The sequence below is a fragment of the Thermogemmatispora argillosa genome (genome assembly GCF_059696725.1).
In genome coordinates, this window is the sequence record NZ_AP019377.1 from 2,876,179 (window position 1) to 2,890,367 (window position 14,189).

Consider the following 14,189-nt stretch of genomic DNA (forward strand, 5'->3'; position numbering starts at 1 on the left):
GAAGGCCATCCCTCCCCACGCCGTTCATCAGAGCGGTGTGCCGCTCTCAGGATCGAGGAAGAGACGCGGTGCACGCGGGCCGGAGAAGTTAAACATCTGCGTCAAGGGGCCAGCCAGCTCGTCAAACGACTGATCGCCGATGCGACCAAGCTGCCAGTTATCCTCGATAAAACGCAGGATCGAGGTCTGATCAGTCACCGTATGGTCGACAAAATTCACGCGTGCGAAAGGCGAGATAACGAGCAAGGGGAGGCGAGGCCCATAGCCGCAGCGTCCCGAGTAGGTCCCCGGCTCTGGCGTTCCGCACTGTCCTGGCCCAGTGAGGGCGTCATAGGTTGGATCGGCGGAACGCATCACGATCGGCCCCATCACATGGTCGTACCAGCCATCTGAATCATCGTAAGCGATGATAATGGCCATGCTCTCCCAGTACGGCGAGCGCTCCAGGCGGTTGATAGTATCGACCAGGAAATGCTGTTCGTCGAGCGGATCAGAGTAGCCGGCGTGGCCATCCTGATAGGCGGCAGGCTTCAGGAAGCTAACCGCCGGCAGATTGCCAGCCTGGAGAGCGGCCCAGAAATCGCTGAGATCATACTGATGGTTGGCCTGGTCGGTGCGCCCGATCATCTGCACCGAGGAAGGCGGCAGGTGATGCGGGTTGGCCGTCGACTGATAGTACTGGAACGGCTCATGATGGGGAATATAATCAGTGACGGTGGCCCCTCCAATGTTCTTATGAGCGGCGCCACAGACGGCCTTGCCATTATTGACCGCCGTTGGGCGAAAACCACCCTGGAACCAGCCCCAGGTAATGCCTTTGGCATTGAGCAGATCCCCGATATTCTTGCCACTGAGGGACGCCGTTGTACCGACCGAGCAGTCATCAAAGGCCGGGCGAGCATCGCCGATCAGCGTGCCGTTGCTGATCAGGCCGGGCACGTTTGCCGGGGTGGCCCCGTGCGTTTGACCGGAGACCAGATTGATAGCGCCCGGCGTCGAGGGGCCAAAGGTTGTGCCGAAGGAGTTATCGCTCATAGCAAAGTGCTGGGCATAGTTCCAGAGCGCGGTGACGGTGTTGCCGTCGTAGTAGTCCAGCACGATCGACTTATCGGAGCAGCTTGAGCCAGCTACCGACTGCACAAAGCGATCCATCAGGCCGTGATCAAAGGCCTTTTGCTCATCATCATAGTCATGATCCTGATCGCAGGTCAGAGCCTGGGAGCGATCGAGCCGCTTGGGGTTGGCGCTATTAGGGTTATGGCTTAACAGGCTCGGCGTCAGGCCGTTGACCGTGGGCGTACCGGGTCTGGCATGGAAGGCCGGCTCACCGGGAGGATTCAGGGCGACTGGATAGGTCGCAAAATAATGATCGAAAGAGACATTCTCATCAAAGATGACCACAAGATGCTGAATAGGAGTGGTCGTCGCGCGCCGCGCTCCCGTCACTCCTTTCTGAGGCTGGCGTGGCGCCGCAGCCGCGGCCACTGCCCCCAGCAGAATAACCATCAGCAGCATGGCCAGGCCGACTTTGAAGACGCGCTTCATCGTGTGCTCCCACCTTTCCGTGAGGTCATTGGACCAGAGAGAATCTGGTCTTCTTGCCTGGAATCGGTAAGCTTCTGACTGGCGTTTCTCGCGTCCGACAACCGCCAGGCGCCATGTGCCTGGTAATGGCTGTCTTCCGTGCAGCTCCATGAGGAAGTGTATCACGCTTTGTTTAAGCGGGCGCAAAGGTCAGGTTAAGGAATAGCGGCTATGTTGAGTATAGCCAGCCCGCGCAATCCATGCCTCTAAGCCTAATGATCCAAAATAAAGGATAGAAAGGCAATAGATCGCCTCTTCATTTTTGACAGGCATACAACCAGTCCAAAAGAGGTCAAGAAACCACGGCCCCCAGGAGAAGTCGGGAGAGAGCGCACCTGGCCTGAGCAGCAGGCGACCAGACTCGGGCCATACCGCCCGCGCCTGGCTCTCTGAGCAACAGGTAGGAGGATCTGCCGGCCCATAGCTGGCAGGCCGGCGCAAGCCAATCAAGCACGAGAGAGGGACGGGCCTTGCAGAAGCTGCCATAGCTTCCTACCAGGCTCGTCCCTCCCTGGCAAGTGTCGGTGAGGGTATTCACGAAGGGGCTGCAGGCACTATCGTGAGAAACCTGCCAGGCTCACTCGGTGCGTAGCGCAATAATCGGATCAAGGCGCGCCGCGCGCTGCGCAGGATAGAAGCCGAAGATGATGCCGACCAGGGCCGAGACGCCGAAGGCCAGCAACACTGAGAGCGGATCGAGCACAAAGGGCGTATTCGTGAAATGCATCAGCACCAGGGCCCCTACGGGTCCCAGAATAATGCCGATGATTCCACCCAGCACGCTCAACACCAGGGCCTCAATCAGGAACTGCGTCATCACGTCGCGTGGACGGGCCCCGATCGCGATGCGGATACCGATTTCGCGCGTCCGCTCCGTCACCGAGACCAGCATAATATTCATAATGCCGATACCGCCGACCACCAGCGAGACCGAGGCCACGCTGACCAGCAGAATGGTCAGGGCCTGATTGGTCCCTTGCACCGACTGCAGCACCTGGAGCTGATTGGAGATCTGGAAGTCATCGAGCTGCGGATTAGAAATGTTATGCCGCTGCTCTAGCAACTGCTCGACCTCATTCTGCACCAGGCCGACATCGGAAGTGCTATCGGCGGTCAGCACGATTTGACCGAGAGAGCGCCCGCCGCTCAGGCGCTGCCGGGCCGTCGTATAGGGCACATAGACCACATCATCGGCATTGCGCCCGCCGTTGGTCCCCTTGGGGGCCAGGACGCCGATCACCGTGAACGGCACCCCATTGATGCGCACGCTCTGGCCCACCGGATCGGCCCCCGGACCAAAGAGATTATCGACCACTGTCTGCCCAAGCACCGCTACAGTATGGCCGCTATCCTCATCATCTTGAGAGATAAAGCTGCCATCCTGAAGCTGCCAGCCGCCGATCTGCTGATAAGGGGGAGCCACCCCGACGACCGAGGTTGACCAGTTCTGATCACCGGCGACAAGCTGCCCCTGGGTGTTAATCAGGGGGCTGACGGCGGTCACATGGGGGAGCTGAGCGATGGCATTGGCATCGTCCAGCGTCAACGACTGGGCCGAGCCGAGGCCGGCGCTCACGCCACCGGTACCGCGGGCGCTGCCCGGGAAGACTGTCAACTGAGTCGGATTGAGCGCCGAGAGCCGCTGATTGATGGTTGCGGCGTTTCCCTCGCTGATCGAGATCATCATGATCACAGCGCCAACGCCGATAATGATCCCCAGCGAGGTCAACAGGGAGCGCAGCGCATTGGCGCGCAAAGCGCGTAGCGCGCTGCGAGTTCCCTGGTAGACGGCGGAGAAGCCGCGCGCGCGCCGATAGTCATGAACGGGAGGCAGGAAAGCGCTGCGCTCCAGCGGTGCTGGCTGCGGCACCGTCGCATGTTGGGCACCGGTCTCGGGCCTCAGAAAACTCATGAGGTCACCTTCCTTCCCTCCTGTTCCTGATCGTGATCATGGGGCGTCAGCTGCAAGCGGGCCTCCAGCGGCTCCGGATTGAGCGTATCGCCAACGACGCGCCCATCGCGGAAACGCACCTGACGACGACAATAGGCGGCAATATCGGCCTCATGCGTCACCAGGATAATCGTCAGGCCGCGGCGATTCAACTCCTGCAAGATCCCCATGATCTGGATACTGGTTTGGCTATCCAGGTTCCCTGTCGGTTCGTCGGCCAGGAGCAGAGTCGGCGATGTTACCAGGGCGCGCGCAATGGCGACACGCTGCTGCTGACCACCGGATAGCTCCGTCGGACGATGGTGCGCGCGGGTCCGCAGGCCCACCAGCGTCAGCGCAATCTCAGCCCGCCTTCTGCGCTCCTCAGCGGACATCTGCATATAGGTCAGCGGCAGCTCAACATTTTCCAGGGCCGTCATCCAGGGCAAAAGGTTGAAATTCTGGAAGACGAAGCCGATGGAGCGATTGCGCACATCGGCCAGCTCGTTGGGGCTCAGTTCATCGACAGGCACCCCATTCAGCAGGTAACGACCCGCCGTCGGCTGATCCAGGCAGCCAAGCAGATTCATGAAGGTCGATTTACCTGAACCGGAGGGGCCCATCAGGGCGACAAACTCGCCCGGCCAGACATCGAGGTCAACCCCGCGCAGAGCTGGTACCACCGTATGACCCAGGTAATAGTTTTTGACAAGCTGACGGACTCGCACCAATGGATAGGCGCGATGTCCATCAGCCTGCCATTGCTCACGCTGCTCCATTTAGCGGCCACCTCCTCCTCCGCCGAAGAAGCGTGCGCCACCGCCGAAGCCATTGCCGCCGCCCAGGCCACCGGTTCCAGTGCCTGTGCTCGTCGTGGAGAGATTAGAGAAGACGCCGCCGCTTGCGCTGACCACGACCTGATCACCGTCCCGCAGGCCCGAGATTACCTCGGTATAGGTGCCATTGGTCAGGCCAGTCTGGATCACTACCGGCGTCAGTTGACCATTGCGCAGGGTCAACACCACGCGTGTGCTGCCGCTGCTGCTGTTGCTGCTAGAGCTGCTCTGGCTGGTCCCATTGGTGCTGCCAGCGCCGCTGCCATTGTTCCCCTGGCCCTGGCCGAAGGAGATGCCGGCATTGCGATAGACCTGGGCCAGCGTCTGTCGGCTGATGGCCCCGACCTGTACCGCCTCATTGGTAAAGGTCAGCGCCTGATTTGGCACCAGCAGGACCCCGATGCGCTGCTGGGTCGTAATATTGACCGTGGCGGTCATGCCCGGATAGATGTGGGCTCCGTTGAGGCTGTTCTGATCGACCGTCAGATCAACGGTATAGCTCACGACGTTGGAAGAGTTTTGGCCGAGGATATCGATTGAGGAAACGGTCGCATGGAAGGTGCGGTTAGGATAAGCCGCAACTGTGAAGGAAGCCGGCTGACCGACCTGCACATTGGCAATGTCGGCCTCATTAACGGCGGCGGCAATGGTCAGGGAGCTGGTATCGACTAGGACCATAAAGGCATTGTTCCCGCTGCCGCCGGAGGAACCGGAGCTAGAGCCGGAGCCAGTCGAACCGGGCGTCTGGCCAACAGTTCCATTGATGGCGACAATTGTCCCATCAGAGGGGGCTGTCAGCACAGTCTGGGCCAGGTTGTGCTGAGCCGCTGCTAGCTGGTCCTCAGCGCTCTGGAGCTGGCCCTGGAGCTGATCAAGCTGGGACTGCGAGGCCCCACTGTTAACGGCATCGTTGTAGGCCGTCTGCGCGTTGTTTACGGCCTGTTGGGCCTGCGTCACCGCGTCTTGCAGCGAAGGTGAATTCACCTTTGCCAGCACCTGGCCTTTCGTCACATGCTGGCCGACTTGTACATCGATCTCACTGATCTGACCTCCCACTGAGCTGGGGAAGTTCAGATTGTATTGGGCCCGCGGCTGAATCGGCCCGGTCCCCGAGACCGTTACCGAGAGATTGCCGGTGGTCACCGTCGCCAGCGTATACTGCGGCTGTTGCTGCGCGCTCATGTGCAGGTAGGCCAATGCTCCGCCGGCGGCCAGTAGCAAGACCACTATCACGACGGTGGCGATCAACCAGCCGCGGCGTCGGCGCCGGCGTGGCGGTAGAGCGAGCTTGGTTTCGAAACGCGCCGCTTCCTCTGTAGCGATCTCACTCCCTTCGTCCTCCAGTAACGGCTGGAGATTCGTCTCAACATCGGACATGCTTACATCTCCTTTCAGAAGAAGGCTCCCAGGTCGCTTCTGCTATCAGCCTGCCTTCATTCCTTACCTCCCCTGTGTCTGGGGATTAATGGTGACACTGGAGGCGGTCAGCTGACCCTGGCTATCGTTCGTACCAATGACCAGCACCGTTACCCCGCTCTTGAGATCGCTCGCGCTGGCAGCTTCGGTCTGGATGATGCGTGTGGAGCTGGTCAAGGTCAGCACAAAGTTGCTGCCACTGCTATCGGTCACCGTCAATTGGTTCCCGACAATCTGGGTGACGCTGCCGCGCACCGCCCGCGAGTTTTGGCCGCTGGTGCCGTTAGCCCCAAGGCCGTTCTGACCCTGACCCTGGCGCCGGAAACAGGCCGTGTTGAAGTTGCCACGGTTGCCCGCGAGGCCCTGACGCGTGCCCTGGCCGCTCTGACCAGTGCCGTTCCCCGCAAAGCCTAGCTGCCCGCCGCCAGCCTCAATGGAGACAGCCGAGTAGCTGCCGTCAGAGTTTTGGCTCACAAAGACTGTGACCTGCTCCCCGTCCTTGAGGTCGCTGACCTTCTCTTGCACCTGCTTTATAAAGCGCGTCTTGCTGGTATAGACCACCTGCTTGCTCTGCCCCTGCCGGTTCAGGACCGTGAAGGAGCCAGTACTGACGCTCTGCACCGTCCCGCTCACGCTCTGAAAGCGTGGGGTAGGGGGACAGGTGGGAGTTGCGGAGGCAGAGGCGCTGACGCCCGCCCCGGTGGCGCTGTTGGTACCACAGGCCGCCAGTAAGAGGAGGGTCGCCAGCGAGAGCAAGCCAACGGCTGCGTAGCGCAGCAATTGACGCGCTGGCTGCTTAACCATGATCATGGTGCTGTGACTCCCTTCGCTGTAACACTCTATGGGCATCGTCACATAGGGAGTCTAGCCAATGGGGGATAAAATCCTTGTTAAGATGAGGAGCCTGTGAGTTTCTGGCTGGTTCCGCGCAGGGCTGGCGCGTCCTTTTTACACGCACAGAGGCGAATCATGTCCTGGCCAGTGCCGGCGTTTCACGGCCTGCGGGCCCGGCAGGCGCCGGCAGGGCCGCAGAGGCGCCGTCGTTGAGCACATTCTGAGCTAACGGCAGAGTCACAGTGAAGATGCTACCACGGCCCGGCTCGCTCCAGAGGCTGATCTGCCCGTGATGTTGCTGTACGATCGCTGCCACGATAGAGAGACCGAGGCCGGCTCCTCCGCTGTGCCGCGAGCGCGAGCTGTCGACGCGATAGAAGCGATCGAAAATGCGTCCCTGCTCCTCGGGAGGGATACCAATCCCCGTATCGGCCACCGTGATGCGCGCCTGCCCCTCGGCCTCCAGCCCACTGATGCGCACTTCACCGCCCACACGGTTGTAGCAGATCGCGTTCTCGATCAGGTTGGAAAAGACGCGCGCTAACAGCAGCTCGTCGCCGCTCACCACCAGGTCAGGCAGATTCTCCAGCATCAGACTGACCCCATGCTCTTCGGCCAGCGGCTGTAGCTCCTGCAGCACCTCCTCTAGCAATGGCCCAAGGCTGACGTCGCTGTATGTGCGCAGCGGCTGCTCGCTCTTGACCAGTAGCAACATATTAGAGACTAGCGATTCCAGGCGACTGAGGGCGCGCTCCTGGGCCGCCGCCATCTCCTGATAATCTTCCAGCGTTGCTTGAGGATCGCTCGTTACCACTTCCAGACTGGCGCGCATGGCCGCCAGCGGCGTGCGCAGCTCATGAGCAACGTTGGCGACAAAGCGTCCCTGCTGGGCAAAGGTCTCGCCCAGACGCGCCAGCATGGCATCAAAAGCATCGGCCAGTTCTTTAATCTCATCCCGCGGTCCCGTCAGGGCCAAACGCGTATCAAGTGTCTCGACGCTGATGCGCCGCGCCGCATTGCTGACCTGACGGAGCGGACGCAGAGCAGTGCCCGCCAACCAGTAGGCTCCAAGCCCGCCCAGGACCGCAACCAGGGCCAGACCGATCAGAGAGATGCTCTGTAGCTCCAGGAGAAGTGCTCGTTCGATCGGATTCAGGTGACCGCGCGCGAAGCTCTCGGCCAGGCGCTCCGCCAGCGGGGCCGGCAAAGGCGGCAGCGTGTTCCTCAGTCGTAGTCCATTCGGCAGAACCGTTGTGCGTGGCCAATCGAGTCCGCTGCTGTGGATGACGCGGGCAAAGCCATTAATCGCCGCTATATTAATAAAGAAAAGCAGGGAGAAACTGAGCACAAAGACCAGAGCGGCGGAACCAATGGCAATACGCAGACGTAGCGGCAATAAGCGCCTCCGAGCCGGACGGAGCCGCGGGAGGCGCAGACGCAGATTCAGACGCGGGAGTGAGATGGAGAATCTGGTCATGCTTTTTCCTCCGATGGAGCAGAGGGAGGACCCAAACGATAACCCTGTCCAACAATCGTTTCGATATAGCGCGGCGCCTCGGCCACATCACCAAGCTTGCGCCGCAACGAATTGATATGCACACGCACCGTATTAGTGAAAGGATTGGCCTGGGAGTCCCAGACGTGTTCAAGCAATGTTTCCTGGCTGACAACTTCGCCCTGGTGACGCATCAAATACTCTAAGATGCCGAATTCCTTGCCTGTCAGCGAGAGGCGCTGATTGCCACGCCAGACCACCCGCGCCACCGGGTCAAGCTTTAGATCGGCGTAGCAAAGGAGCGGTTCACGCCCGCGTCGATCGCGCCGCAATAAGGCGCCAATGCGGGCCACCAGTTCAGCGAAGTAGAAGGGTTTCACCAGATAATCATCGGCTCCCAGCTCCAGACCGGCGACGCGCTCATCTGGCTTGCTGCGAGCAGTTAACATGAGGATCAGCATGGAAGGGCGAAGCGCGCGGAGACGGCGACACACCTCTAGACCATCAAGGCCGGGAAGATTGAGATCGAGGATCACAAGATCGTAGTCATTGACTTCGGCCAGCATGCAGCCGCGCTCCCCATCGTAGGCCAGATCGACAGCATAGCCACGCTGACGCAACCCCTTCGCAAGCGCGTGCGCGATATCAGGCTCGTCTTCAATGACCAGCAATCTCATACATTTAGCTCTGAATCTCTCCACAACGCAGCTAAGGCCAGGCCAAGATCCCTATACTACACTACGCTCATCAGCACGCGCAGGTCTCTTGACCACCCTTAGCATCCCTACGTCTCATCTCTGCCCAATGCTCGCTTCAGACCTCTGCCCAGGTGGATGTAGCAGCGGCTCCGTCGATCTTCTTGACTCAGCCTGGTTGTCTGGCCGCGCCTATTGGGCCTGCAGCCTTTGCCGCCAGGACCGCCAGCGCATAGACACTTTCCTCTAGCAGATGGGTGCCTGCCGCCAAGGCCTACCGTTTGCCAGAGCCAGAGGAGACCGCCCTTTGGCCGCAGCAGGGAGGGATGGTCTGCCGCCATGCAAGAACCACCGGTGGCAGGAGATCTGGCAGACCACCATCCCTGCTGGAGGATACCCGGTCGCTGCTTAAGTATACCGAGAAGAGTTCAGAAAAGTGTGACGGATCTGTAAAGATTGTGTAAAGCCCGGACCGGCAGGGACGTGCTATGCTCTGTGGCGTTTTTCAAGTTCCGTAGATCAGGACAACCCAGCCTTCAAGCCAGCTACGCCGCTGTCTTCCCTTTGCTCCCTCCCCCTGTCGTCTACTCGCTGAGCCACCTCCTCACCGCCTGATCTCACGCGATCCAGAAGGGCTGCGGCCGGCCCGCCCGGCCCTGTCCCCGCTTGTCCCCCTCTCTTGCAATCTCAGCCCCGTTATGCTATAGTAGTGACACAGGAAGGAAGAAAGAGAGCCATCACCCGCAAGCCTGGCGCGTGCGCGAGCTAGCGCGCCCCAGGCAGAGAGTCAAGAGAGGCCGATGTAGCTCAGTTGGTAGAGCACTCGCCTTGTAAGCGAGTCGTCGTCGGTTCGAGTCCGACCATCGGCTCCGCTGCCCCGGCAGTTGTGGAACGCCGGGGCTTGCCATATTGTGCAGGGCGCGACGCAATGCGAAGGACCCAGTAAACAGGCTTCGGCGCGGCTGCCTTCTATTCTGAGATCAGACCTGGTCTGATCCAGCTTAGCCGCGCGCTTCGACGTCGATGGCACCCTGCTTGTTGAGACGCAGCAGGAAGCGCACAAGCCAGGCGCCTGCAGCTTCGTGGTTACCCGCTCGCTCCGCCGTTCGCCGGTCTGTCAGCTTCTCTGCCCTCTGGCCACCGCTCGGCTCGCTGCCTGCGCAGAACGGATGTTCGCTGGCGTCTAGCAAACACCTGAGCGAGCCTGGTGCTCGCCCTGTTCCGCTCCGTTCCTCACGCCGGCAGCTATCAATGGCACCTGGTTGTCAGACTGCTATAATAATGAAGAGGTTGGCGGAGACTGCTCGTCTGCTCATCGCAGGCCACGCACTGGCGCTGAGCCTGCCTGGCAGAGCACCCCGCGCCTGCCGCTTCATTGTTGCTTGTTCGTCTTTCCTATCCTGGCCCGGCCTGCATCAGTCAGCCAGCCAGCGTTGACGAGCTAAAAAAGCACGCATGTTCGCCGGTCCCGGCTCGCCTGTGCCTGCCAGCTCGGTAGTAAGCCGGAGCCAGTAGCAGAACAGGAGTCAGCAGTGCAGTTCGATCTCAATGAGGAGCAACGAGCGATTCGCGACACCGTCCGTCGCTTCACGGAGCAAGAGATTACGCCCCACGCCTCCAGGTGGGATGAAGAGGAATATTTCCCGCGCGAAGTCTACCTGAAGATGGCCGCCCTGGGCCTCTTGGGCATGACCATCCCCGAGGCCTATGGGGGAAGTGCCCTCAGCCGGACCGTGGCCGCCCTGGTCTATGAAGAGTTGGCTCAGGGAGACATGGCGACCGCCGTGGGTCTCTCGGTGCATAACATGGTAGCCGGCTCCATCGCACGCTTCGGAAGCGAGGATCAGCGCGAGCGCTGGGTCCGGCGCCTGGCCAGCGGCGAGCTGCTGGGGGCCTTTGCCCTCAGTGAAGCTGGAGCCGGCTCGGATGCGGCTAGCCTCCAGTGCCGTGCCGAGCGTCATGGCGACAGCTACGTACTCAACGGGACCAAGATGTGGGTCACCAACGGCGGTGAAGCTGATCTCTATCTAGTTATGGCCCGCACCAGCCCGGTCCGCGGCTCTCAGGGCATCAGCTGCTTTGTGGTCGAGAAAGGTACCCCCGGCTTGCGCTTCGGGAAAACTGAGCGCAAGATGGGCCTGCGCTCCTCTCCAACTCGGGAGCTGATCTTCGAGCAGTGCGCTATTCCGCTCAGTCAGCGCCTGGGCGAGGAGGGCCAGGGCTTCAAGATCGCGCTCTCCTCGTTGGACGGCGGGCGCATCAATATCGGCGCGATCGCCGTGGGCGTGGCGCAGGCCGCTTTTGAGGTTGCCCGCTCCTACGCTCGCCAGCGCACGCAGTTCGGCCAGCCGATCGGCGCTTTCCAGGGCGTTCAGTTTATGCTGGCCGATATGGCGATGAAGATCGAGGCCGCCCGCCTGCTGGTCTATGAGGCCGCCTACAAGCTGGACCACGAGCAAAACGCCAGTATGTACGCCTCGATGGCCAAGTGCTTTGCTACCGATGTGGCTATGGAAGTCACAACCAATGCGGTCCAGGTGCTGGGCGGCGTCGGCTATGTACGAGATTATCCCGTTGAGCGCTATATGCGCGATGTAAAGGTAGCTCAGATCTTCGAGGGCACCAACCAGATTCAGCGGGTGGTGATCGCACGGGCCTTGCTAGGGAATATCCGCTAGTAGACAAGTGTTCTAATCTGCAGAAAAAGACCAAAGCGGTCGATATAACATGAGAGGGGCGTGACTGAGAGGCGCCATCGGGGAGAGAGCATCATGGTCAGGCTTTCTCGCTGCGCTGCAGTGCGCCACGTCTCAGCCATGTCCCACACAGGTCTCACCTGGCCTGGCCAGGTTGGCTGCAGCATCGGCAGGCAGCAAGGCAACGAAAGGGTGAGGTTGCTGCATATGAGCCGCTGCTGCTTAGCTCTTCCTTGTCTTCTCGCACAGAATATGCTAGACTTTTAATGGAATAATAGATCCGTATAGTATGTATTTTTGATAGTTGAGCGGCACCTAGACTTTTCTGTATTTGGCTATAACTCCTGTTGGCGGAGACAGGAGTGGACATATATCTTATCGAAAGCAAAAGAGTGGGCATACTCATGCTTGAGTGTGGTTAGGAGGTTTTTGTTACCTTGACAATGGAAAAAATTCGACTTGTCCCCCTGGGCGGACTTGGGGAAGTCGGAAAGAACATGATGGTGATCGAGTATGGCGAGGACATCATCATCGTTGACGTAGGGCTGATGTTTCCCGATGATGAGATGTTCGGGGTTGATCTGGTGATACCGGACACCAGCTATCTGCAAGACAAAAAGCAGCGTATCCGGGCCATCCTGATCACCCACGGTCACGAGGACCACATCGGTGGCCTCCCCTACGTTCTCCCCGCGCTCGACTTCCCTCCCGTCTACGCCACTCGCCTGACCCAGGGGCTGATTCAGGTAAAGCTGAAGGAACACAAGCTACAGGATCGTGCCGTCATTAAGGTCGTAGCTCCTGGCGACAAGGTGAAACTGGGCAAGTGCACCGCGGAGTTCTTCCACGTCAATCACAGCATTCCTGACGCGGTAGGCATCGTCATTCACACGCCTATCGGCACCGTGGTGCACACCGGTGACTATAAATTCGACCATACGCCGGTCGACGGGCAGCCGGCGGACTTCGGCACCCTGGCGCGCATTGGAACGGAGGGTGTCCTGGTGCTCTTGGGCGATAGTACACGCGTTGAGTCGCCTGGCTATACGCCCTCTGAGCGGGTGATCAGTGAGTCGCTTGACAAGATCTTTGCCAATGCGCCCGGGCGCATTCTAATCGCTACCTTCGCCTCGCTGATTTCACGGGTGCAGCAGGTAGTCGATACAGCGGTGCGCTATGGGCGTCAAGTGGCCCTGGTCGGGCGCAGCATGGTGAGCAATGTGCAGATGGCCATTGACCTGGGCTATCTGAACATTCCCAAGCATACGCTGATCCGGCCCGAGGACATTCATAAGCTGCCGCCCGAGCGTATTGTGATCATCTGTACCGGCAGCCAGGGCGAACCGACCTCAGCCCTGACGCGCATCGCTAACCAGGATCATCGCCTGGTGCGCATCCAGCCTGGCGACACCGTGATCCTCTCCGCAACGCCTGTGCCGGGCAATGAGAAGATGGTCAATCGCACGATCAATAATCTGTTCCGCCAGGGAGCGGAGGTCTTCTATCAGGGTGTCTCGCCGGTTCATGTCTCTGGTCACGCCGCTCAGGAAGAGCTGAAGCTGATGCTGAGCATGATCCGGCCCAAGTTCTTCGTCCCGATCCACGGCGAGTATCGCCAGCTCATGCTACATGCGAAGCTGGCCGCCTCGCTGGGCATCCCCGAGGATCACATCGTGATCGCCGAGGATGGTGACGTGATCGAGGTCACGAAGAACTCGATTCAGGCCGTCGGCCATGTCTCCTGTGGCAATGTCTATGTCGACGGCCTGGGCGTCGGAGACGTCGGTCAAATCGTGCTGCGCGATCGCCAGGTGCTGGCTCAGGATGGCATCCTGATGGCGGTGCTTACGGTCGATAAGGAGACTGGGCGTCCGCTGGCAGGGCCAGACATCATTTCGCGGGGCTTCGTCTACATGCGCGATGCCGAAGAGCTGCTGGCGAGCGCGCGCGAGCGGGTGCTAGAGTCGTTCGTCGGCCTTAATGGCCACGCCTCCGACTGGTCGTTCGTCAAGGATAAGATCAAGCACACGCTCAGCGAGTTTCTCTACGAGAAGACCCATCGCCGGCCTATGGTCCTCCCGGTGGTGATGGAGGTCTAAATCGGCACCGGCACAGAGCAGGAGCGCTCCACTACCTACGGCACGAAATAGCCGGGGCGAGAGCCGCCGCACGATCCGTCGATCGTCGGCCTTGTCTCTCGCCCCTGTTGCATCTGAAGAGGCTGGCCTTTCCTGCCCGGCCTCTCGCGTCGGGCTTGATCCGGCCGCCAGGATCGCAACAGCCTGCTTTGGTCTCGCGGGTTCGCGGGTTGCGACAATTCTGCGACAGGTTACCGATGCGCCTGCGACAGGCGCCGCTTATGCTTCAGTTAGAGAGCGCTGCGAGAGAATTACTGCGGAAGCAGATGCCTTTTGAGATTCGATCCCTTCTCTGCTCTGTTCATCCAGCCAGTCTCCCGAGCGCTCTCTTTTTCTTTGGCTTCGCCGGCTGCTTCTTCCACCTGGACAGGCGGCTTGTCACACCAGAGGAGAGCGTCAGGCCTCTTTCGGTCAGCGCCGTCTCTATATCAGGGGCTGGCCACTATAGACGCTCCTCGCCGCGGGCCGCTCACGCTAAACTGAGTGGCGATCTTCCCACTTGCGCCCTTGGAACATCTGCGCTATCATACTGGTGTTGCGTATAGAACTCCGGCAAGCGCCAGCC

General features: G+C 60.2%; 10 protein-coding genes and 1 tRNA gene. 3 read left to right on the forward strand and 8 right to left on the reverse strand.

What is annotated here, in order from left to right:
• Positions 1-27 precede the first annotated feature (27 nt).
• The 7 genes from AC6H1L_RS11250 to AC6H1L_RS11280 form a co-directional block, all read right to left on the reverse strand.
• The gene (locus tag AC6H1L_RS11250; RefSeq protein ID WP_497597602.1) at positions 28-1,545 is read right to left on the reverse strand and encodes an alkaline phosphatase family protein; all 1,518 of its coding nucleotides are present in this window, start codon (positions 1,543-1,545) and stop codon (positions 28-30) included.
• 616 nt (positions 1,546-2,161) lie between these two features.
• Positions 2,162-3,496, reverse strand: a complete 1,335-nt coding sequence (locus AC6H1L_RS11255; protein ID WP_497597603.1) for an ABC transporter permease — start codon at positions 3,494-3,496, stop codon at positions 2,162-2,164.
• Positions 3,493-4,293: an ABC transporter ATP-binding protein gene (locus AC6H1L_RS11260; RefSeq protein WP_497597604.1), complete on the reverse strand. Its 801-nt coding sequence runs from the start codon at positions 4,291-4,293 to the stop codon at positions 3,493-3,495. The genes AC6H1L_RS11255 and AC6H1L_RS11260 overlap by 4 nt, the downstream gene beginning before the upstream one ends.
• The gene (locus AC6H1L_RS11265; protein ID WP_497597605.1) at positions 4,294-5,727 is read right to left on the reverse strand and encodes an efflux RND transporter periplasmic adaptor subunit; all 1,434 of its coding nucleotides are present in this window, start codon (positions 5,725-5,727) and stop codon (positions 4,294-4,296) included.
• A 63-nt stretch (positions 5,728-5,790) separates the two neighbouring features.
• Positions 5,791-6,576: a DUF5666 domain-containing protein gene (locus AC6H1L_RS11270; protein WP_497597606.1), complete on the reverse strand. Its 786-nt coding sequence runs from the start codon at positions 6,574-6,576 to the stop codon at positions 5,791-5,793.
• A gap of 157 nt (positions 6,577-6,733) precedes the next feature.
• Positions 6,734-8,077 (reverse strand): sensor histidine kinase, encoded by a 1,344-nt coding sequence (locus AC6H1L_RS11275; protein WP_497597607.1) that lies wholly within the window; start codon positions 8,075-8,077, stop codon positions 6,734-6,736.
• Positions 8,074-8,772 (reverse strand): response regulator transcription factor, encoded by a 699-nt coding sequence (locus tag AC6H1L_RS11280; RefSeq protein ID WP_497597608.1) that lies wholly within the window; start codon positions 8,770-8,772, stop codon positions 8,074-8,076. The genes AC6H1L_RS11275 and AC6H1L_RS11280 overlap by 4 nt, the downstream gene beginning before the upstream one ends.
• An 814-nt stretch (positions 8,773-9,586) precedes the next feature.
• Here AC6H1L_RS11280 and AC6H1L_RS11285 point away from each other — a divergent pair.
• A tRNA-Thr gene (locus tag AC6H1L_RS11285) sits at positions 9,587-9,659 on the forward strand.
• A gap of 132 nt (positions 9,660-9,791) precedes the next feature.
• Here the strand turns inward: AC6H1L_RS11285 and AC6H1L_RS11290 are convergent.
• Positions 9,792-9,980, reverse strand: a complete 189-nt coding sequence (locus AC6H1L_RS11290) for a hypothetical protein (protein ID WP_497597609.1) — start codon at positions 9,978-9,980, stop codon at positions 9,792-9,794.
• Between the two features lie 342 nt (positions 9,981-10,322).
• Here AC6H1L_RS11290 and AC6H1L_RS11295 point away from each other — a divergent pair, with 342 nt between their 5' ends.
• Positions 10,323-11,468 carry an acyl-CoA dehydrogenase family protein gene (locus AC6H1L_RS11295; protein ID WP_497597610.1) on the forward strand — a complete coding sequence of 382 codons (1,146 nt, stop codon included), beginning with the start codon at positions 10,323-10,325 and terminating at the stop codon, positions 11,466-11,468.
• A 461-nt stretch (positions 11,469-11,929) separates the two neighbouring features.
• Complete coding sequence (locus AC6H1L_RS11300) at positions 11,930-13,585, forward strand: ribonuclease J (RefSeq protein ID WP_497601536.1); 1,656 nt, start codon at positions 11,930-11,932, stop codon at positions 13,583-13,585.
• The last annotated feature ends 604 nt before the right edge of the window (positions 13,586-14,189 follow it).

Excerpts from the sequence above, each read along its gene's own strand:
- AC6H1L_RS11270 (WP_497597606.1), bottom strand. The coding sequence starts at position 6,576 with ATGATCATGGTTAAGCAGCCAGCGCGTCAATTGCTGCGCTACGCAGCC.
- AC6H1L_RS11255 (WP_497597603.1), bottom strand. The coding sequence starts at position 3,496 with ATGAGTTTTCTGAGGCCCGAGACCGGTGCCCAACATGCGACGGTGCCG.
- AC6H1L_RS11250 (WP_497597602.1), bottom strand. The coding sequence starts at position 1,545 with ATGAAGCGCGTCTTCAAAGTCGGCCTGGCCATGCTGCTGATGGTTATT.
- AC6H1L_RS11280 (WP_497597608.1), bottom strand. The coding sequence starts at position 8,772 with ATGAGATTGCTGGTCATTGAAGACGAGCCTGATATCGCGCACGCGCTT.
- AC6H1L_RS11300 (WP_497601536.1), top strand. The coding sequence starts at position 11,930 with ATGGAAAAAATTCGACTTGTCCCCCTGGGCGGACTTGGGGAAGTCGGA.
- AC6H1L_RS11275 (WP_497597607.1), bottom strand. The coding sequence starts at position 8,077 with ATGACCAGATTCTCCATCTCACTCCCGCGTCTGAATCTGCGTCTGCGC.
- AC6H1L_RS11265 (WP_497597605.1), bottom strand. The coding sequence starts at position 5,727 with ATGTCCGATGTTGAGACGAATCTCCAGCCGTTACTGGAGGACGAAGGG.
- AC6H1L_RS11260 (WP_497597604.1), bottom strand. The coding sequence starts at position 4,293 with ATGGAGCAGCGTGAGCAATGGCAGGCTGATGGACATCGCGCCTATCCA.